A 19,010-nucleotide genomic window follows, 5' to 3' on the forward strand; every position below is an offset into this window, starting at 1 on the left:
CTCAGGCCGCCAGTTTGGAAATGTCGGCGACGCGGTTCATCATGCCGTGCAGGGAAGACAGCAGCGCCAGGCGGTTGTTGCGCAGGGCGATGTCTTCGGCCATGACCATCACGTCGTTGAAGAAGGCGTCGACTTCCTCCTTCAGCTGTGCCAGAGTTTTCAGGGTGGCGGTGAAATCGCCCTTGGCCCATGCCGCGTCGACTTCGGGCGCCACGCGGCCCATGGCGGCGTGCAGGGCCTTCTCGGCCGCATCCTGCAGCAGTTCGGCCTTGACGGTGCCGGCCTGCGCCAACGCTTCCTCGTTCTTTTTCAGGATGTTGGTGATGCGCTTGTTGGCGCCGGCCAGCGAGACCGATTCCGGCAGGGCGGCGAAGGCTTGCACGGCCTCCAGGCGCTGCACGATGTCATCCAGCCGGTCCGGATTCTGCGCCACCACGGCTTCGATCTCGTTGACGCTGAAGCCGCGTTCGCGCAGCATGCCGCGCAGGCGGTCCAGCATGAAGGCGGTGACGTCGGCGCTCGGGTCCTTGAAGTTCGGCACCGCCACGAATTGCTGCACCGCGTCGCCCAGCAGCGCGGAGATGAACAGCGGCAGGCGCTTTTCCACCAGCATGCGCAGCACGCCCAGGGCGTGGCGGCGCAGCGCGAACGGATCCTTGTCGCCGGTCGGCTGCAGGCCGATGGCCCAGATGCCGACCAGGGTTTCCACCTTGTCGGCCAGCGCCACGGCGGTGCCGGTGGCGGTGGACGGCAGGCTGTCGCCGGCGAAGCGCGGCTGGTAGTGCTCGGACGCTGCCAGCGCGACTTCCTCGTGCTCGCCGTCGTGGCGGGCGTAATAGGTGCCCATGATGCCTTGCAGCTCAGGGAACTCGCCCACCATATCGGTCAGCAGGTCGGCCTTGGACAGGCGCGCGGCGCGTTCTGCCAGCGCCTTGTCGCCGCCCAGGCGGCCGGCGATGGCTGCGGCCAGCGCGGTGACGCGCTCGGAACGCTCGGCCTGGGTGCCCAGCTTGTTGTGGTAGACCACGTTCTTCAGCAGCGGCAGGCGCGATTCCAGCGACTTCTTCTTGTCCTGCTCGAAGAAGAACTTGGCGTCGGACAGGCGCGGGCGCACCACGCGCTCGTTGCCGCCGATGATGGCGGCCGGGGTGGCGGTCGCGATGTTCGATACGATCAGGAAGCGCGAGCGCAGCTTGCCGTTGGCGTCGGTCAGGGCGAAGTACTTCTGGTTGGTCTGCATGGTGAGAATCAGGCATTCCTGCGGCACGGCCAGGAATTCTTCCTCGAAGTGGCATTCGTACACCACCGGCCATTCGACCAGGGACGACACTTCTTCCAGCAGCGCTTCCGGCATCAGCACCTGGTCGGCGCCGGCCTTTTGCAGCAGGGCGGCGCGGATCGCCTCTTTACGCGCGTCGAAGCCTGCAACGACCTTGCCGGCGTCGGCCAGGGTGGCAGCGTAGGATGCGGCGTCGGCGATGGTCACTTCGCGCTGGCCCGGTGCGGTGAGGAAGCGGTGGCCTTCGGTCTTGTTCGCCGCGGTCAGGCCCAGCAGGGTCAATGGCAGCACGGTGGCGCCATGCAGGGCGATCAGCGCGTGCGCCGGGCGCACGAACTGCACGGTTTCGCCGTCCGGACGCTGGTAGCTCATGACCTTCGGGATCGGCAGCTTGGCGATGGTTTCTTCCAGCGCGGCCTGGGCGCCCGCTTGCAGGGCCGAGCCGGCGGCCAGCTTGGTGTAGAAGAAGCTTTCGGCCTTGCCGTCCTGGGCGCGCTCCATGTCGGCCACGGCGATGTGGGCCAGGCCCATGGCGGCCAGCTTCTTGGTCAGCGGCGCGGTCGGGTTGCCTTCCGCGTCCAGCGCGATGGCGACCGGCAGGATCTTTTCGCGCACTTGCTTGTCGGGCGAGGTGGCACGCACCTTGGTGATCGACACGGCCAGACGGCGCGGGGTGGCGTAGGTTGTGGCGACGCTGTCTTCTTCCAGGAAGTCGCGCGATTTCAGGCCGTTGACGATGCCCGCGGCGAAAGCGGCGCCCAGCTTGGACAGGGCTTTCGGCGGCAGTTCTTCGGTCAGCAGTTCGATAAGCAGGGTCTGATTCATGTTCGGTATTCTTTTATTTGGCGACCATCGGGAAGCCGAGGCGTTCGCGGGACTCGTAGTAGGCCTGGGCCACCAGGCGCGACAGCGTGCGCACGCGGCCGATATAGGCGGCGCGCTCGGTCACGGAAATGGCGCCGCGGGCGTCCAGCATATTGAAGCTGTGCGAGGCTTTCATGATCTGCTCATAGGCTGGCAGTACCAGCTGCAGCTCGATCAGGCGCTTGGCTTCGGATTCGTGGTTGGCGAATTGCGCGAACAGCAGGTCGGTGTTGGCGTGCTCGAAGTTGTAGGTGGACTGCTCCACTTCGTTCTGGTGGAACACGTCGCCATATTTCAGCTGTTTCTTCTGGCCGTTCTCTTCCCATTCGGTCCAGACCAGGTCGTAGACGTTTTCCACGCCTTGCAGGTACATGGCCAGGCGCTCCACGCCGTAAGTGATCTCGCCCAGCACGGGCTTGCAATCGAGACCGCCCACTTGCTGGAAGTAGGTGAACTGGGTCACCTCCATGCCGTTCAGCCAGACTTCCCAGCCCAGGCCCCAGGCGCCCAGGGTCGGGCTTTCCCAGTCGTCTTCCACGAAGCGCACGTCGTTTTGTTTCAGGTCCAGGCCCAGCGCGGCCAGGGAGCCCAGATACAGGTCCAGGATATTTTCCGGCGCCGGCTTCAACACCACCTGGTACTGGTAGTAGTGCTGCAGGCGGTTCGGATTCTCGCCGTAGCGGCCGTCTTTCGGGCGGCGCGACGGCTGCACATAGGCCGCGCGCCATGGCTCGGGGCCAATTGCACGCAGGAAAGTACCGGTGTGGAAGGTGCCCGCGCCGACTTCCATGTCGTACGGCTGGAGCAGTGCGCAGCCCTGCTTGTCCCAGTAGGTTTGCAGGGTCAGGATAATTTGTTGAAATGTCAGCATCGTGGTCGTTGGTGGCGCCTTGGCGCGAGCGTTATCGGTTCGCTAAAACGGCTCATTTTAGCGGTTTTTGGGGGGAACCTGTAGAGTTTTGCCCAGCCCGCAGGGCGGTTGATCCAGATCAAAGCCTGTCTGCTGCGTCAGAACTACGGCTGCACCAGCCCATCCAAGGGGCATGAATCTACCGCAAGCCGACTACGATGCCGTCTGGAAGCAGGCGATCGAACGCTATTGGCCTGATTTCACAGCCTTCTTCCTGCTCGAAGAGTGGGGCGGCCGAGCTTTGCCCGAAAGCCTTGACCAGGAGCTTGCCAAATGCTTCCGCGATAGCAAGCTGGGCCTGTTCCGGGTCGACAAGCTGCTGCGGGTCCCCGGCGCGGATGCGCAGCCATGCTTGTGGCATATCGAAGTGCAGGTTGCTCGCCAGCGCGGGTTTGCCGAGCGCATGTTTGTTTGCCAATACCGGCTTTACGACCAGTTCCGCCTGCCGGTGCGCAGCATCGTCATCCTTGGCGACCGTAGTCCTGGCTGGCGACCCCGCCAATTTGAACTCGCCGCAGGCAATACCCGTATGAGCTTTGAATTCGAGACGATCAAGCTGAGGGACTTTGAAGCTTGTTTGGACGCGTTATTTTGCAGCGACAACGTTTTCGCATGGCTTGTGGCGGCCCATCTATTTACTCTGCGTACGCGCCGGGAACCTTCCGTACGCGCGCTTGTCAAAGACAAACTGCTGACTGGCTTGAGGGCAGTTGGCTGGGAGGTCCTGAAGTTCCACGATATATATGACCTTATCGACCGAATGATGGGATTGCCCAAAGCGTTGCAAGAGCTGGTCGATGAACAACAATCTCTGTTGGAAAGGGGAAGTGAAATGGCTTGGAAATATCTATGGGAAGAGCGCGCCGAACAGCGTGGTATGGCACGCGGCGAGGCACGCGGTGAAGCAATAGGTGAGGCGAGAGGTGAAGCAATAGGCGAGGCAAGAGGCGAGGCAAGAGGGGAAGCACGTGGTCGGCTGGAAACGATGCGAAGTATGATCTGCCTTCAGCTGGAGCGGCGTTTTGGGCAACTCGACGCGAGCGTGCGTCAAAAAATAGACAACGCCGAGCAGGAAGAATTGGAGCGTTGGATCCTGGCGGTGGTGACCGCCAGGACCCTTGACGAGATCTTTTAGCCGCGGCGCTGGCGCGACCAGAGCCAGGCGGCGCCAAGGGACAGGGCTGCCAGCGCCAGGAACAGCTTGTTCTGCAGCCTGATGTAAGGCGTGTCGCCCGACATGCCTTGCACTGTTGCGCTCAACACGCCCGGCTGGCGGTACGGCAGCGCGTGCAGCACCTCACCGCGCGGCGAGATCACGACCGTGGCGCCGCTATTGGTGGCGCTCAGCATCGGGCGGCCGGTCTCCAGCGCGCGCATCTGCGACATCTGCAAATGCTGCGGAATGGCGATCGAATCGCCATACCAGGCCAGTTCCGACACATTCAGCATCACGGTGGCACCGGTCAACGCAATCTGTTCCGCAATCTCTTCCCCGAACACGTTCTCATAGCAGATATTCGGCAGCACCTTCTGGTCTTTCACCGGAAACGGCGCCTGGATCACCGCGCCGCGCGTCTGGTCGCCCAGCGGAATCTGCATCAGGTTGGTGAACCAGCGGAAGCCGGTCGGGATGAATTCGCCAAATGGCACCAGGTGGTGCTTGTCGTAGCGGTAAGCGCTGACGGCCAGCGACGGCGGCAGGCCCAGCACGCTGTTCGAATATTCGACGCCATTGGTCATCGGCATACCCAGCACGATATGGCTGCCGGTACGCCGCGCGAACTGGCCGTAGGCGTCCAGGTAGCCTGTCGGCAGCTGCGACGCGAACAGCGGCACGCCGGTTTCGGGAATCGCGATCAAATCGGCCGGCTGGGCGGTGACTGCCTGCTGGTATTGGCGCAGCGTATCGCCGATGTGCTGGATGTCGAATTTGTTCTTCAGGGCGATATTGCCCTGCACCAGGCGCACTGTCAGCGGCTTGCCGGACGGTGCGGTCCATTCCACGCGGCCGAGTGCAAGGCCGCCGAGCCAGATGGCCGCCACCAGGGCGATTGCTTTGTAGCGGAACGGGTGCATCAGCAGCGGCAGCGCGCCGGCGGTGATGGCCGCCAGCCAGCTGATACCGTACACGCCCAGCAGCGGCGCATAGCCGGCCAGCGGCGAGGTATTGTGGGCGTACCCCGCCGTTACCCAGGGGAACCCGGTGAACAGCCAGCCGCGCAGGAGTTCGAAGAGCGCCCAGCAAGCGGGCAGCACCAGCAGGGTGGCGGCCGGCAAGGGCAGCGGCCAGCGTTTGCGCAGCCAGGCAGTACTTGCCATGGCGCCGGCGGCGTACAGGGCCATGGCCGCCGCCAGCAGCGCAATGGCGATGGCGGCAAGCGGCGCGGGCATGCCGCCGAATTGGTGGATGGCGATATACAGCCAATGGAAGCCGGCCAGGCACCAGCCGAAGCCGAAGGCCCAGCCCACCAGGGCCGCGGCACGCACTGACTCGGCGCGCAAGGCCTGGTAGACCAGCACGGCCAGGGACAGGATCTGCAGCGGCCACCAGCCGAACGGCGCGAACGCCAGCACGCCCGCCGCGCCGCAGAGGGCGGCGATCAGCATGCGGCTACGGGTGGAGCGGGGCGCGGCAGGCGCTTCGCCGGGCTTGGTCTTACGCCAGCGCATCAGTCCTGCTCATCCACGGAGGCCGGCAGTTTTTCCACGGTCAGCACATGGACTTGGCGCGCGTCGGCGCGCAGCACTTCAAAGCGCAGGTTGGCGATGTCGAAGGTATCGCCCTTGTGCGGCATGCGGCCCAGGTGCTTGGCCACCAGGCCGCCGATGGTGTCGACGTCTTCGTCGGCCAGGCCGGAATCGAGCTCTTCGTTGAATTGCTCCAGCTCGGTCAGCGCCTTGACGCGCCAGCGCGGCCCAATCTTGCCTTCCTTGATCGACAGGATATTGTCTTCTTCTTCGTCGAAATCGTATTCATCCTCGATATCGCCGACGATCTGCTCCAACACGTCCTCGATGGTGATGAGGCCGGCCACGCCGGAATACTCGTCGACCACGATGGCCATATGGTTGTGGTTGGCGCGGAAATCGCGCAGCAGCACGTTCAGGCGTTTCGATTCCGGAATGAAGATCGCCGGGCGCAGCATATCGCGCACGTCGAACGATTCTTCCGCGTAGTAGCGCAGCAGGTCCTTGGCCAGCAGGATGCCGACGACCTTGTCGCGTTCGCCTTCGATGGCAGGGAAGCGCGAGTGGGCTGTCTCCAGCACCAGCGGGATCCATTCCTCGATCGGTTTGGTGATATCGATGACATCCATCTGCGAGCGCGGGATCATGATGTCGCGTGCCGACAGGTCCGACACCTGGAATACGCCTTCGATCATCGACAGCGCATCGGCGTCGATCAGATTGCGTTCATGGGCATCGTGCAGGACTTCAAGCAGCTCCGAGCGGCTCTCGGGCTCAGGGGAAATCAGGGCGGTGAGTCGCTCGAACAGCGACCGGTGTGGTTTAGCGTCATTCCTGACGCTACTAGGGTGCTCTTGCATAATTGGCATGAAAGCCGTTGTTTCGAAGTGCTATAGCATACACTAAACGGCCGAGCCCCGGCCTAATTGCTAAATTGGAAACACGATGCAGATCAGTGCAGTCACCTATGGCTCCGACCAATGCGGCCTCGTGTGCGCTTACCTGTTCGGACGCGGCCCGCAACCAGTGCCGATCGAAGCCTCCGAGGCGGAACAATGGCTGCGCGCCCCCGCTAATCCGGCCGGCGAATTCATCTGGCTGCATTTCAACCTTGCCAACACCGCCAGCGAGAAATGGATGCGCGAACATGCCGAGCTGGCAAATGAATACTACGACAGCCTGCACGAAGAGGGCGCGCGCTCGACCCGCATCGAGCAGGCGGACGACACCCTGGTGGCGGTGGTCAATGACGTGCTGCGCGACTTCAGTTTCGAGCCGTCGGACATTTCCAGCGTCTGCCTGAGCGTCGACCGGCGCCTGGTGGTGAGCGCGCGGCGCAAGCCGCTGCAGGCGGTCGAGCGCTTGCGCCAGGCGGTGCGCGGCGGGGAAAACCTGGGCTCCAGCGTGGTGCTGCTGACCCATCTGCTGCGCGACCAGGCCGATGTGCTGACGCGCATCGTGCGCGACGCCACGGGCAAGGTGGACCGCATCGAGGACAACCTCCTGTCCGGTAAGCTGAAATTCAAGCGGGCCGACCTGGGCGCCTTGCGGCGGGTACTGGTGCGTTTGCAACGGCTGCTGGCGCCGGAACCGGCGGCCCTGTTCCGCCTGCTGCAGCGGCCGCCGTCCTGGGCCAGCGAGGCCGATCGCCAGGAACTGCGCGAATCGACCGAGGAATTTGCCGTGGTGCTGAACGATATGGCGGCGCTGCAGGAGCGCATCAAGCTGCTGCAGGAGGAAATCGCGGCCCTGGTCAACGAAGCCAATAACCGCAGCCTCTACGTGCTGACCATCGTGACCGTGCTGGCGCTGCCGATCAATATCATTGCCGGCCTGCTGGGCATGAATGTGGGCGGCATCCCGCTATCCGAAGACAAGTCCGGATTCTGGATCATCGCCGGCATCGTGGTGTTGTTTACCGTGGTGGCGGGGGCCTGGCTGTTGCGCCAGCGGCAGGATTAAGGTCCGCCGCGCTGCACCAGCCAGCGGGTGAACAGTTCCACCCGCGGGGAGGCGCGCTGGCGGCCCGCGGCAAACGCATAGGCGCCGGTGCCGATGCTGGCCGAATGGATGCGCTGGAGCGTGCCGTGGCCGGCCATGGCGGCGACAAAGGCTTCGGGGACGACGAGCACGCCCAAGCCCTGGATGGCTGCCTGGATCGCCAGCACGGTATTGTCGAGCTCAAGGGTCGGTGCCAACGCCCGCGCTTCCATGCCGTGGGCGCGCGCCCAGCCCGGCCACAGGTCCGGCCTGGAGCGCGCACCAATGCGCGGCGCCGCTGCCAGCCACGCCATGCCGGCGCCAGGGGCACGCCCAGCTGCGACGCAAAGGCCGGGCTGGACACCAGCACGCAGCGCTCGTCCATGAAGGCTTGCGACGGCAAGCCACGCAATGCCGCCGGATCGCGCCGGATGAAGACATCGACCGGGGCGGAGGGATTGATGTCGCCGTCGGCTGTGTGCACGTCGACGTGGATGTGGGGAAAGCGCCGGCGGAAGTCCGGCAGTTGTGGGATCAGCCAATGCATCGCCAGCGTGACACTGGTGTCGACCACGATGCAATGCCGGGGCGCCATGCCGCCAGCCGGTTCCAGCGCCGCGACAATGCTGCATTGGACAGCGGGCCGTGCGGCCGCCTACTGCAGACGAGCAACCCGAAATCGCTGTTGTTCTTCCTGTCCGTGCTGCCCCAGGTCGCCGAAGGCGTGGGCGCGGCGCGGCAACAGGTGCCGCTGGCGCTGGCCATCGGCAGCTACTGCATGGTGCTGCTTGTGATCCATGGCGTGTATGCCGGGTTGGCGGCGCGGGCCAGGAACTGGCTCAGCCAGCCGCGCAGCGCCCGCATACTCTCGCGCCTGGGTGCGCTGGTGTTTTGCGCGTTCGGCTTGACGATGCTGAAGGTTTAGTACGGATCGGCGTAACCGAGGCCGGTGACGATTTCGGTTTCGATGCCTTCCATCTCGGCTGCTTCCTCGTCGTCTTCGTGGTCGTAGCCCTGGGCGTGCAGCACGCCGTGCACGATCAGGTGGGCCGTGTGTTCTTCCACTGTTTTCTTCTGCTCGGCCGCTTCGCGCTGCAGCACGTCGGTGCACAGGATGATATCGGCGCGGGTCGGTTCGTCCTCGGCCACTTCCTCGCCTTCGTTGTAGGCGAAAGTCAGCACATTGGTGGCGTAATCCTTGCCGCGGTAGTCGCGGTTCAGTTCCAGGCCTTCTTCCGCGTCGACGAAGCGGATAGTCAGTTCGGCCGGCGCGAACAGGGCGGCCTTGACCCATTTGCGTATCATCGGGCGGGTGATGGCGTCCTGCAGGCGCGGGTCGGCGTATTGGATGGACAGGGCCAGCTTATTTTTTTCGGACATTGCGCACAGCTTTCACAGCAGGTTTGACGGTTTGCAGCAGGGGCGCGAGTTCGGCACTGGCTTCCTGCGCGTTTTCATAGGCATCGACAATGCGCGCCACCAGCGGGTGGCGCACCACGTCGGCGCTGGAGAACTGGCTGAAGGCGATGCCGCGCACATTGCGCAGCACGTGCATGGCATCGACCAGGCCGGACTTCTGGTGCTTGGCCAGGTCGACCTGGGTCACGTCGCCCGTGACCACGGCCTTGCTGCCGAAACCGATACGGGTCAGGAACATCTTCATCTGTTCGACCGTGGTGTTCTGTGCCTCGTCCAGGATGACGAAAGCGTGGTTCAGCGTGCGGCCGCGCATATAGGCCAGCGGCGCGATCTCGATCACCTGCTTCTCGAACATCTTCTGCGTGCGGTCGAAGCCGAGCAGGTCGTACAGCGCGTCGTACAGGGGGCGCAGGTAAGGGTCGACCTTCTGCGCCAGGTCGCCCGGCAGGAAGCCCAGGCGCTCGCCCGCTTCCACGGCGGGGCGGGTCAGGATGATGCGCTTGACCGCATCGCGCTCCAGCGCATCGACGGCGCAGGCCACGGCCAGGTAGGTCTTGCCGGTACCGGCCGGGCCGATGCCGAAGCTGATGTCGTGCTCGAGGATATTGCGCAGATAGCGGATCTGGTGCGGGGTGCGGCCGCGCAGGTCGTTGCGGCGCGTCTTCAGCACCGGGCTGGTGATGTCCGGCTCATGGAAGGGCGGTTCCTCGCCGGCCGGGCCGAAATCGTCCGGCGCTTCGCTGGCGCGCTGCTCGACCAGGGCCAGCTGCACCTCCTCCACCGGCACCACTTTGTCGGCGACGCTGTAGAAGCGCGCCAGGATGGCGACGGCGCGTTCGGCATTGGTGCCGCTGACGATGAACTTCTCGCCGCGGCGGAAAATGGTCACGTCCAGCGCGGCGGAAATCTGGCGCAGGTTTTCATCGAGCGGGCCGCACAAATGGGCCAGGCGCGCATTGTCCAGCGGTTCTGGAACGAAGTAGTGCGGTTGCACCGGGGTTTTTGTTTTCAAAGTATCGCTTCTCCGCACAGGGCGTAATCCAGGCTTTCAGTGATGCGCACGCTGACCATTTGGCCAATCAGTGCCTGCGCATTGGCGCCGCCGTCGAAATGCACGGTGCGGGTATTGCTGGCGCGGCCTTGCATTGCATTGCCGCCGCGTTTGGACGGACCTTCCACCAGCACCTGCATGGTCATGCCGACCATGGCGGCGCTGTGGCGCTTGGTGTTCTCGTCGAACAGGGCCTGCAGGCGCTGCAGGCGGGCCGACTTGACTGCGGCCGGGGTGTCATCGGCCAGGTTGGCGGCCGGCGTGCCGGGGCGCTTGCTGAAGATGAAGCTGAAGCTGTTGTCGAAGTCGACATCCTGCACCAGCTTGTACATCGCGTCGAAATCCTCGTCCGTCTCGCCGGGGAAGCCGACGATGAAGTCCGAGGAAATCACCACTTGCGGGCGCACCGCGCGCACCTTGCGGATGATGGACTTGTATTCCAGCGCCGTGTAGCCGCGCTTCATGGCGCCCAGGATTTTATCGGAGCCATGCTGGGCCGGCAGATAGAGCTGGTCGGCCAGTTTCGGAATCTTCGCGTAGCAGTCGACCAGGCGCTGGGTGAACTCCTTCGGGTGGCTGGTGACGAAGCGGATGCGCTCGATGCCCGGGATCTCGGCCACGTATTCGATCAGCATGGCGAAATCGGCGACGCTGCCGTCGGCGGTCTCGCCGCGGAAGGCATTCACGTTCTGCCCCAGCAGCATAATTTCCTTCACGCCCTGCGCGGCGAGGCCGGCGACTTCGGTCAGCACGTCCTCGAAGCGGCGCGACACCTCCTCGCCGCGGGTGTACGGCACCACGCAGTAGGAGCAGTATTTGGAGCAGCCCTCCATGATCGAGACGTAGGCGAACGCCCCTTCCACACGGGCCGGCGGCAGGTGGTCGAATTTCTCGATCTCGGGGAAACTGATGTCGATCTGCGGCTTGCCGGTGTGGCGGCGCAGTTCGATCAGCTTCGGCAGGCGGTGCAGGGTCTGCGGGCCGAATACCACGTCCACCAGCGGCGCGCGCTTGACGATGGCTTCGCCCTCCTGCGAGGCGACGCAGCCGCCCACGCCGATCACCAGCTCAGGCTTGGCCTGCTTGAGCTTCTTGAAGGTGCCCAGGTCGGAAAACACCTTCTCCTGCGCCTTTTCGCGCACGGAACAGGTGTTCAGGAGGATGACGTCGGCGTCTTCCGGGGATTCGGTGCGTACCAGTCCCTCGGACGCGCCGAGCAGGTCAGCCATCTTATCCGAGTCATACTCGTTCATCTGGCAGCCGAAGGTTTTGATGAATACTTTTTTCTGCATACCCGCAAGTTTACCGTAAATCGCTGTCCTGCCCTTGAAATCAGGCACGGCGGGGCCTAGAGTGAAAAGTGCCAGCTTTGCGGAGAGACATCATGGCTATCAATGGGATTGGGCCGACCACCCGGAATGTCCAGCAGGTCGACAATGCCGCCGCCGAGCGCCGTCTCGACGAGCAACGCCAGTTGCGCCAGGATGAGCAGCGCGTCCGCGACCAGCAGGCCGCGCGCAACGAGCGCGACACTACCAGGACGGCGGAGACGCGCCGCACCGAGCAAACCCGGGCTGCGGAACAGCAGGACTTTCTTACTCGGCAGCAATTACAGGCGCAGAACGCGCAAGCCAACCGCCCGACGCCAGGCACGCCGGCGCCCGGCAGCATTATTTCCGTGACTGCGTGAAATATCCGCGCAACACAATTTCCTTGAGGTTCTTTCGTGCGACACAGGAATAATCCCTGTGTTGAAATGGCATTGTTGTCAAGATTTTCGGTAAATCATCGCCAAGTCTTGATGTTGAACAAGGTTCGCCCGGTGCACTGGCATGAAAATTTGTCAAGACGCCCGGCCCTGCCTCAACACTCCACTGTCAAGAGAGGAACCATCATGGCACACCACGCTCTCGCTTCGCAGGAAAGCTACAACCCGAATCATTTGCTGGACATCCTGCTGGGCAAAATGCAGTTGAAAAACGATGCGGCGCTGTCGCGCATGCTCGAAGTCGCGCCTCCCGTCATCAGCAAGATCCGCCACCACCGCTTGCCGGTCGGCGCCTCGCTGCTGATCCGCATGCACGAAGTCACCGGCATGAGTATCCGCGAACTGCGCGACTTGATGGGCGACCGCCGCACCAAGTACCGCCTGTCGGATGCGCAGGGCCGCCCCAAGGCGGACGAGAAACCGGCCGGCGCCTCGCTGCAGAACGGCATGCCGCAGGCCACGGCCCACTAAGCCAGCAGCACCAGCGCAATCTCTTCGTATTGCAGTTCGGTTTCGCGGAACAGGTGCAGGTAGCTGTCTTCGTTCAGGTGGAGCGCTTTCCAGGCAATGGTGGAAACCGGCGGCACCATATCGTCCGGTTTTCCCGCCAGGTCGAGCGCATGGACCACGGCGTCGGCCACATGGATGATGGCAGCGAGGAAACCGGCGCCGGCTTTTCCGGGATCGTGGTGGCCGGCGATCGCCAGCCGCATCGTGTCGGAAAAATTCCAGTGCTCCGCCAGCGCCAAGCCGGCGTCGACATGGTCGATGCCCAGTATGGCGCGTTCCGCCTGCAGCGCATGGCAATCGTTTTCCTGCTGGTAGACGAGCACCTGCGCATACCGGTCCGGGAAGCTCGACACCAGCACCAGCCGGCCGATATCGTGCAGCAGTCCGGCGGTGAAGGCGTAGTCCTGGTTGAAGCGCACATGGCGCGCCAATACCTTGGCGCAGGCCGCCGCCGCGATCGAATGGCGCCAGAAGCTGCGGTGGTCGAAGCCGGGGCATTGTTTGTCGGCAAAGCAGCCGGTGACGGCAGCGGCCGTGATCAGGTTGCGCGTGCTCTGGAAGCCGAGGAAGGTAATCGCCTGCTGGATCGTGGTCACCTTGACCTGCAGACCGAACAGCGAGGAATTGGCCAGGCGCAGCGTCTTGGCGGTCAGGGCCTGGTCGTGCGACACCTTCTTGGCCAGCACCGTGATATCGATCTCTTCCTGGTCGATGCTGTTGAGCAGCTCCATCACCACGGCCGGCAAGGACGGCAGGTCCTCCAGGTTCTTCACCACATCGTCGTAGCTGAGCAGCGAACTCATGCGGCCTCCCCGCCTGCGCGAAAACTGGTGACCAGGGCGCGCAGCGCCTGGGCGGCCCCGTCTTCGACGTCGTCGTCGTCATGGCGGCGGAACAGGTAGGCGATGCGCGCCAGCTGTGCCGCCCGTTCGGCGGCCGTCTGTTGCGGATCGGGCGCGGCGTCGTCCACCACCGCCAGCGATTCGACGCTGTGGCCGGGCATGCGTTCGAGCATCTTTTCCGTCAACACGGTGCCCGCTGGCAGCAGCACCTGGCCCTGCATGTCCAACAGTTCATCGGATAAGACCATGCCGGGCTGGACGTCGGCCAGCGGCAGGTGGCGATAGGTACCCGTCATTTTGATCTCCCTGGTCAGCACAACAAATCTTACCTCAGTGCCGCCAAGGCATCATCCTTAAAATCTTGCCAAGCGACACTCCATCCCTTACATTGGTGGGAACACGGGGAGGGACTTAATGTTTGGTATCCAAGGCCGGCTGACTGCGCTGTTCGTGGTGATCGTCACCGTCGTGCTGGGCATTTCCGGCACCTACGCACAGTACAGCCTGGGTCATGAACTGGAAGTGGCCAACCAGCGCCTGCGCGAGGGCGTGCTGACCCGCCTGCAGACCAGCCTGCCATCCGCCCTGTGGGACCTGGACAAGGCCAAGGTCGACAATATCGTCGCGGCGGAAATGTTGCCGCCAGAACTCGTTGCCATCCGCGTCTACGACACTTCCGTCGGCCTGTTTTCCGGCAAGCGGCGCAAGGACGACGGCGGCATCATCCCGATCGAATCGGAAACCGATGTCCAGGGCGCGCCCGTGGTGGCCGACCTGGCTTACCGCGACGCGGGCGCCGCCGGCAGCGCGCTGAAACCGGTCATCGTGGGCCGCGTCGTGGTCAATTTCAGCCGCGCCCAGATCGATGCCACGCTGGCGGCCGAAGTGCGCCGCAAGGTGGTGGAAGTGCTGACCCTGGACCTGATCCTGGTGGTGGCGCTGGCGCTCTCGCTGCGCATCGTGTTCGACCCCTTGAAGAAGCTGCGCGACGGCTTGTTCGAACTGGCCACGCGCGGCTCCGACGAGGTGGAGGAATTGCCGGAAAAGCGCAGCGACGAGCTGGGCGACGTGATCCGCGGCTTCAATGCCATCCAGCGCAAGGTGAAGTCCATCATCAAGCGCACCCGCGAGGCGGAAGACCTGGCGCGCCGCTCGGCGCAGGAAACGGCGCAGGCCCTGGACGACCTGCAACGCACCCAGGAATCGCTGCTGCAGGCGGAGCGACTGGCCTCGCTCGGTTCGCTGGTGGCCGGCGTGGCGCACGAGATCAATACGCCGGTCGGCATTGCCCTGACCAGCGCCTCGGTGCTGATGGATGCCACCACCAAGGTCGACGAATCGATGCAGTCCGGCCAGGTGAAAAAATCGGAAATCCAGAAATACATCGAGACGGCCGGCGAAAGCGCGCGCCTGATCATGAACAACGCTTACCGCGCGGCGCACCTGATCCACAGCTTCAAGCAGATCGCGGTGGACCAGGTCAGCGAGGCGCGCCGCCGTTTCGAGCTGAAGGAATACATCGGCGAGGTGGTGTCGAGCCTGCAGCCCAAGCTGAAGAAAACGCGCATCGTGGTGGCGATCAACTGTCCCGACGAGATCATGCTCGACAGCTATCCCGGCGCGCTGGCCCAGGTCATCACCAACCTGACCTTGAATTGCGTCGAGCACGCGTTCGAGCCCGACGGGGCGGGCAATATCGACATCAATGTGATCCCGGAAGGCGATATCATTGAAATGCAGGTGGTCGACAACGGCAAGGGCATTGCGCCCGATATGCTGGACAAGGTGTTCGATCCCTTCGTCACCACGCGGCGCGGCCAGGGCGGCACCGGCCTCGGCCTGAATATCGTGTTCAACCTGATCGTCAAGCAGTTCGGCGGCGCCATCTCCGTGACGAGTACCCAGGGCAAGGGCGCCAAGTTCGTGCTGCGCATCCCGCGCGTGACGCCGAGCGACGAGGGCGAAGACAAGCATCCCGACGCACCGCTGCACGCGCCGACTGCCGGCTGAGCGCCCGAGCTGGGCGCCGCTGCGGCCTGAACTGCCGCATACTGGAGCCCTGCAGGGAGAACTGTGATGGGAAAACAGCGACTGGTTGCCTTGCTGCGCGGTATCAATGTCGGGCGCGCCAAACGCGTGGCGATGGCCGACTTGCGCAAGGTCTTGAGCGATATGGGCTTTGGCGATGTGCGCACCCTGCTCAATAGCGGGAACGTCGTCTTCGACTGCACTGCGCACGAAGCCTCCGATTGCGCGGCCCGCATCGAGGAAGCCCTGGTGCTGAAACTGGGCGTGCCCGCCAAGGTCACGGTGATCGAAGCCGGACAGCTGGCCGAAATCGTTGCGGAAAACAGCTTGCAGGATGTGGCCGACGACCATTCGCGCCTGCTGGTGGCGGTGCTGAACAAACCCGATGAAGACCGCGGCAAGCTCGAACCGCTGGCACGCCAGAGCTGGCAGCCGGAGGCCTTCGCCTTGGGCCGCCATGCGGCCTATATCTGGTGCCCGGACGGGGTGCTGGCCAGCCGCGCCGCGGCGGCCATGGGCAAGGCCCTGGGCGACGCCGTGACTTCGCGCAACTGGAGCACCATCAGCAAGCTGAATTTGATGGCAAAAATATAATTCAGTTGTAAATAGGATACTCTTACCGGCCCTTTCCTGGCGGTGCATGCGGCGAGCGTCTAGAATCGCTTGTCCACAATTTTGTCAGACCTGTAATGAAGATGAATGACACGCTACGCGGCGCCCTGATCCTCGGCGCCGTGGTTCTGGCCCTGGTGATCGGCGGCTTCGCCATTGCCGACAATGGCTGGCAGAAAGTCAGCTGTATCGGCCGCGCGATTGCCGGCGGTGTGGCGTTCACCAATATCCACAGCGTGTGCGCCCTGTAAGCCTGCCGCCCGGCAGGCTGTTCCCCTCTTACCAGTTGCCGGCCGCCGCGCCGTCGTCAACGGTCAGCACATGGCCCGAGATGAAGGTCGAATCGGTCAGGTAAAGCACCGCTGCGGCGATATCCTCGGCCGACCCCAGGCGGTGCGTCGGCACCAGCCCTTTCAGGAATTCCTGGGTTCCCGCGTCCTTGCCGTGCATCGGCGTGCTGATGATGCCCGGCGCCACCGCATTGACCTTGATGTTCTTGCCCGCCACTTCCAGCGCCAGGGCGCGCGTGGCCATATTCAGGCCGCCTTTGATCAGCACCGGCAGCAAGGCGGTGGCCTTGGCCGGCGTCACCCCCAGGCTGGCCGTGATGTTGACGATGTGGCCGCCGCCGTTGGCTTCCATATGGCGCACGGCTTCCTGGGCCGGGAACAGGAAGCCCTTCAGGTTGGTCGCCACGATGGCGTCGGTGTCGGCTTCGCTGTAATCGACGGCCGGTTTGGCGATGAAGATGCCGGCGTTGTTTACCAGGATATCGACCTTGCCGAAGCGGGCGGAGGCTTGTTGGAACAGGGCGTGCGCCGTGGCCGGGGCGGCGATGTCGCCGGCAACCGGCAGGAAGTTGGCGGGGTTGCCCAGCTGGGCGGCGGCGGTCTGCAGGCGGTCCATGGTGCGGGCATTGCCCACCACATTGTAGCCGCGCGCCAGGTAAGCCTTGGCGATGGCGAAACCCAGGCCGCTGGAAGCGCCGGTGACGATGGCTGTTCTGGTCATTTGAAACTCCATGAGGTTGGTTAAGGTGAAATCACTATACTTATGACTTGGGCGTCGATAAATACGCCTTTGCGTAATTCACTTGATACATGGGGTAATGAATGCGGCGCCACTTTGACGATATGCAGCTGGGCAGCATCGAGTTGTTCGTGCTGGCGGGAGAGCAGGGCAGTTTCACCGCGGCGGCCGCGTTGGCGGGGGTGACGCCGGCGGCGGTGAGCCGTTCGGTGTCGCGGCTGGAGGAACGCCTTGGCGTGCGGCTGTTTGTGCGGACCACGCGCCAGATCCGCCTGACCGACAGCGGCCAGGCATACTTCGAACAGTGCCGGCAGGCGCTGTCGCAACTGGTCGACGCCGAGCGCGAAGTGACGGGCCGGCAGACGGCACCGGCAGGCAAGCTGCGCATCAGCGTACCGACCCCCTATGCGCATTCGCGCCTGCTGCAGCGGGTCTCCGCTTTCCGGCGCAAGTATCCCGGGGTACAGGTCGAAGTCCACATCAGCAACCGCAATATCGACTTCGCGGAAGAAGGCTATGACCTGGCAATCCGCGGCCGCGCGCCGCAGGATTCGACCCTGATTGCACGCAAGCTGGAGGATGCGGCGCTGGCGCTGGTGGCGTCGCCGGCCTACCTGAAGCTGCGCGGCCGGCCCAAGTCGCCGGAGGACCTGGCCGCACACGACTGCATCCAGTTCGTCCTGCCCAGCACGGGACGGCTGATTCCTTGGCAGTTCATGCGCGACGGCGTCGAGATTGAACTGGCGGGCAGCGACGCGGTCGTGATCGCGGACGACTTCCTCGGCATGGAAACGCTGGCGCTGCACGGCGGCGGCATCGCCCAGGTCTACCGTTTCAGCGTGGAGCGCGCGCTGGCCAGCGGGGAGCTGGTCGAATTGCTGCCGCAGTACGGCGGCTGCTCACGGCCCTTCTATCTGATTTACCCGCATGCGCGCCACCTCTCGCTGCGGGTGCGCAGCTTCGTCGATTTCCTTCTGCGCTAGCCTTCCTGCTGGCGCTGGCGGAACGCTGCCACCTTGTTGCGGTTGTGCCGACCCTGGCCATCTGGGGTAAACACGACCCGTTCTTCACGCCGCCGGGCGCGAAGGCCTAGCGCCGCGATAATCCGAACACGATCGTGCAGCTGCTGGAGACCCATGCGGAAGTGATCGGCAAAGCCATCCACGCCCTGTTAGACTAGACGCTTTCGACGATAGTTTGACAAGGCATCGATGAAGCCATACACGTTCGCATTGCTGCTGGCCGGCCTGGCGCTGGCCGGTTGTAGCAGCAAGGAAACCGTCGCCTACACGGCCCCTTCCGCCGCATCCAACCCGCAAGTGCTGCTGCTGGGCGAGGTGCATGACAATAAGGAAGGCCACAAGCTGCGCTTTGAAGACTTGCGCCAGCGCGTGGAAGCGGGCTGGCGCCCCGCCATCGCGATGGAGCAGTTCGACCGCGAAACGCAGGCGATGCTGGACGAGGCGCAGAAAGGCTGCCTGGATGCTTCTTGCTTGATCACGGTCATGGGCAAGAAGGGCTGGGACTGGCAGCAGTATTACCCGGTGATCCAGCTGGCGTTGAACAACAAGCTGCCGCTGATTGCCGCCAACCTGTCGCGCAACGACGCCTCCAAGGTGGTGCGCGACGGCGTGGCCTCCAGTTTCGACGCGGCCACCATCAGCGCCTACAAGCTGAAAGACGCGCTGCCGTCCGACCTGCGGCGCGGCCAGGAAAAGGCGATCCAGGAGGGGCATTGCAATATGGTGTCGGACCTGATGCTGCCCGGCATGGTCAATGCCCAGGTGGCGCGCGATATCTGGATGGCCAAGCTGATTCGCCAACAGCAGCCGCGCGACGTGGTTCTCATCGCGGGCAACGGCCATGTGCGCAAGGATATCGGCGTGCCGCGCTGGCTGAACGCCATCGAGCCCAAACTCACCGTGCGCGCCATCGGCTTCGTGGAGCCGGACGGCATACAGGGTAGCTATGACGAAATCCGCAAGGTTCCCGCGCAAAAGCGCACAGACCCCTGCGCCAAATTCAAGTAA

At 63.9% G+C, this 19,010-nt stretch carries 21 protein-coding genes and 1 pseudogene; 10 read left to right on the forward strand and 12 right to left on the reverse strand.

What is annotated here, in order from left to right; genetic code table 11:
* Nucleotide 1: 1 nt before the first annotated feature.
* Both glyS and glyQ read right to left on the reverse strand, forming a co-directional pair.
* Entirely contained in the window at nucleotides 2–2,104 is a 2,103-nt protein-coding gene (gene glyS / locus H597_RS0125515; RefSeq protein ID WP_028104605.1) for a glycine--tRNA ligase subunit beta, read from the reverse strand.
* 13 nt (nucleotides 2,105–2,117) lie between these two features.
* The gene (gene glyQ, locus H597_RS0125520) at nucleotides 2,118–3,014 is read right to left on the reverse strand and encodes a glycine--tRNA ligase subunit alpha (RefSeq protein ID WP_028104606.1); all 897 of its coding nucleotides are present in this window, start codon (nucleotides 3,012–3,014) and stop codon (nucleotides 2,118–2,120) included.
* A gap of 172 nt (nucleotides 3,015–3,186) precedes the next feature.
* Between glyQ and H597_RS0125525 the strand changes: the two genes are divergently transcribed.
* The gene (locus H597_RS0125525; RefSeq protein ID WP_028104607.1) at nucleotides 3,187–4,188 is read left to right on the forward strand and encodes an RpnC/YadD family protein; all 1,002 of its coding nucleotides are present in this window, start codon (nucleotides 3,187–3,189) and stop codon (nucleotides 4,186–4,188) included.
* On the opposite strand, the gene lnt is transcribed toward H597_RS0125525, so the two are convergent.
* Both lnt and H597_RS0125535 read right to left on the reverse strand, forming a co-directional pair.
* Nucleotides 4,185–5,723: an apolipoprotein N-acyltransferase gene (lnt, locus tag H597_RS0125530; protein ID WP_028104608.1), complete on the reverse strand. Its 1,539-nt coding sequence runs from the start codon at nucleotides 5,721–5,723 to the stop codon at nucleotides 4,185–4,187. The genes H597_RS0125525 and lnt overlap by 4 nt on opposite strands.
* Nucleotides 5,723–6,601: a CorC family transporter gene (locus H597_RS0125535; RefSeq protein ID WP_028104609.1), complete on the reverse strand. Its 879-nt coding sequence runs from the start codon at nucleotides 6,599–6,601 to the stop codon at nucleotides 5,723–5,725. The genes lnt and H597_RS0125535 overlap by 1 nt, the downstream gene beginning before the upstream one ends.
* Nucleotides 6,602–6,686: 85 nt before the next feature.
* Here H597_RS0125535 and H597_RS0125540 point away from each other — a divergent pair, with 85 nt between their 5' ends.
* Nucleotides 6,687–7,703, forward strand: a complete 1,017-nt coding sequence (locus tag H597_RS0125540; protein ID WP_028104610.1) for a transporter — start codon at nucleotides 6,687–6,689, stop codon at nucleotides 7,701–7,703.
* Here the strand turns inward: H597_RS0125540 and H597_RS36150 are convergent.
* Both H597_RS36150 and H597_RS36305 read right to left on the reverse strand, forming a co-directional pair.
* Entirely contained in the window at nucleotides 7,700–8,035 is a 336-nt protein-coding gene (locus H597_RS36150; RefSeq protein WP_028104611.1) for a LysR substrate-binding domain-containing protein, read from the reverse strand. The genes H597_RS0125540 and H597_RS36150 overlap by 4 nt on opposite strands.
* Before the next feature lie 65 nt (nucleotides 8,036–8,100).
* Nucleotides 8,101–8,316, reverse strand: a pseudogene (locus tag H597_RS36305) (LysR substrate-binding domain-containing protein); the annotation flags it as partial.
* Here H597_RS36305 and H597_RS32495 point away from each other — a divergent pair.
* Nucleotides 8,263–8,646, forward strand: coding sequence for a LysE family translocator (locus H597_RS32495; RefSeq protein WP_083941284.1), 384 nt, complete (start codon nucleotides 8,263–8,265; stop codon nucleotides 8,644–8,646). The pseudogene H597_RS36305 and the gene H597_RS32495 overlap by 54 nt on opposite strands.
* Here H597_RS32495 and ybeY read toward each other — a convergent pair.
* From ybeY to miaB, 3 genes are read right to left on the reverse strand one after another with little or no spacing between them, the layout of a single operon-like run.
* The gene (gene ybeY, locus H597_RS0125555) at nucleotides 8,643–9,101 is read right to left on the reverse strand and encodes an rRNA maturation RNase YbeY (RefSeq protein ID WP_028104613.1); all 459 of its coding nucleotides are present in this window, start codon (nucleotides 9,099–9,101) and stop codon (nucleotides 8,643–8,645) included. The genes H597_RS32495 and ybeY overlap by 4 nt on opposite strands.
* Nucleotides 9,085–10,152: a PhoH family protein gene (locus tag H597_RS0125560; protein WP_028104614.1), complete on the reverse strand. Its 1,068-nt coding sequence runs from the start codon at nucleotides 10,150–10,152 to the stop codon at nucleotides 9,085–9,087. The genes ybeY and H597_RS0125560 overlap by 17 nt, the downstream gene beginning before the upstream one ends.
* Entirely contained in the window at nucleotides 10,149–11,483 is a 1,335-nt protein-coding gene (miaB, locus tag H597_RS0125565; RefSeq protein WP_028104615.1) for a tRNA (N6-isopentenyl adenosine(37)-C2)-methylthiotransferase MiaB, read from the reverse strand. The genes H597_RS0125560 and miaB overlap by 4 nt, the downstream gene beginning before the upstream one ends.
* A 92-nt stretch (nucleotides 11,484–11,575) precedes the next feature.
* Between miaB and H597_RS0125570 the strand changes: the two genes are divergently transcribed.
* Both H597_RS0125570 and H597_RS32500 read left to right on the forward strand, forming a co-directional pair.
* Nucleotides 11,576–11,881: a hypothetical protein gene (locus tag H597_RS0125570; protein WP_028104616.1), complete on the forward strand. Its 306-nt coding sequence runs from the start codon at nucleotides 11,576–11,578 to the stop codon at nucleotides 11,879–11,881.
* Between the two features lie 204 nt (nucleotides 11,882–12,085).
* Entirely contained in the window at nucleotides 12,086–12,430 is a 345-nt protein-coding gene (locus H597_RS32500) for a hypothetical protein (protein WP_035375266.1), read from the forward strand.
* Here H597_RS32500 and H597_RS0125580 read toward each other — a convergent pair.
* On the reverse strand, nucleotides 12,427–13,272 hold the full coding sequence (locus H597_RS0125580) for an HDOD domain-containing protein (protein WP_028104617.1): 846 nt from the start codon (nucleotides 13,270–13,272) through the stop codon (nucleotides 12,427–12,429). The two genes, H597_RS32500 and H597_RS0125580, sit on opposite strands and share 4 nt — an antisense overlap.
* The gene (locus tag H597_RS0125585; protein WP_028104618.1) at nucleotides 13,269–13,607 is read right to left on the reverse strand and encodes a hypothetical protein; all 339 of its coding nucleotides are present in this window, start codon (nucleotides 13,605–13,607) and stop codon (nucleotides 13,269–13,271) included. Before H597_RS0125585 ends, H597_RS0125580 begins: the two co-directional genes overlap by 4 nt.
* 118 nt (nucleotides 13,608–13,725) lie before the next feature.
* Between H597_RS0125585 and H597_RS0125590 the strand changes: the two genes are divergently transcribed.
* The 3 genes from H597_RS0125590 to H597_RS35545 all read left to right on the forward strand — a co-directional run bounded on the left by H597_RS0125590 (nucleotide 13,726) and on the right by H597_RS35545 (nucleotide 16,202).
* Nucleotides 13,726–15,321 (forward strand): sensor histidine kinase, encoded by a 1,596-nt coding sequence (locus tag H597_RS0125590; RefSeq protein ID WP_028104619.1) that lies wholly within the window; start codon nucleotides 13,726–13,728, stop codon nucleotides 15,319–15,321.
* A gap of 66 nt (nucleotides 15,322–15,387) precedes the next feature.
* The gene (locus tag H597_RS0125595; RefSeq protein WP_028104620.1) at nucleotides 15,388–15,933 is read left to right on the forward strand and encodes a DUF1697 domain-containing protein; all 546 of its coding nucleotides are present in this window, start codon (nucleotides 15,388–15,390) and stop codon (nucleotides 15,931–15,933) included.
* A 95-nt stretch (nucleotides 15,934–16,028) separates the two neighbouring features.
* Complete coding sequence (locus tag H597_RS35545) at nucleotides 16,029–16,202, forward strand: hypothetical protein (RefSeq protein ID WP_154668283.1); 174 nt, start codon at nucleotides 16,029–16,031, stop codon at nucleotides 16,200–16,202.
* A gap of 28 nt (nucleotides 16,203–16,230) precedes the next feature.
* Here H597_RS35545 and H597_RS0125605 read toward each other — a convergent pair whose 3' ends face one another.
* Entirely contained in the window at nucleotides 16,231–16,962 is a 732-nt protein-coding gene (locus tag H597_RS0125605; protein WP_028104621.1) for an SDR family NAD(P)-dependent oxidoreductase, read from the reverse strand.
* A gap of 101 nt (nucleotides 16,963–17,063) precedes the next feature.
* Between H597_RS0125605 and H597_RS0125610 the strand changes: the two genes are divergently transcribed.
* Entirely contained in the window at nucleotides 17,064–17,963 is a 900-nt protein-coding gene (locus H597_RS0125610; RefSeq protein ID WP_028104622.1) for a LysR family transcriptional regulator, read from the forward strand.
* Nucleotides 17,964–18,191: 228 nt separating this feature from the next.
* Nucleotides 18,192–19,010 (forward strand): ChaN family lipoprotein, encoded by an 819-nt coding sequence (locus H597_RS0125620; RefSeq protein WP_028104623.1) that lies wholly within the window; start codon nucleotides 18,192–18,194, stop codon nucleotides 19,008–19,010.

Source organism: Pseudoduganella violaceinigra DSM 15887, from assembly GCF_000425385.1.
In the GTDB taxonomy this organism is placed as follows: domain Bacteria; phylum Pseudomonadota; class Gammaproteobacteria; order Burkholderiales; family Burkholderiaceae_D; genus Rugamonas; species Rugamonas violaceinigra.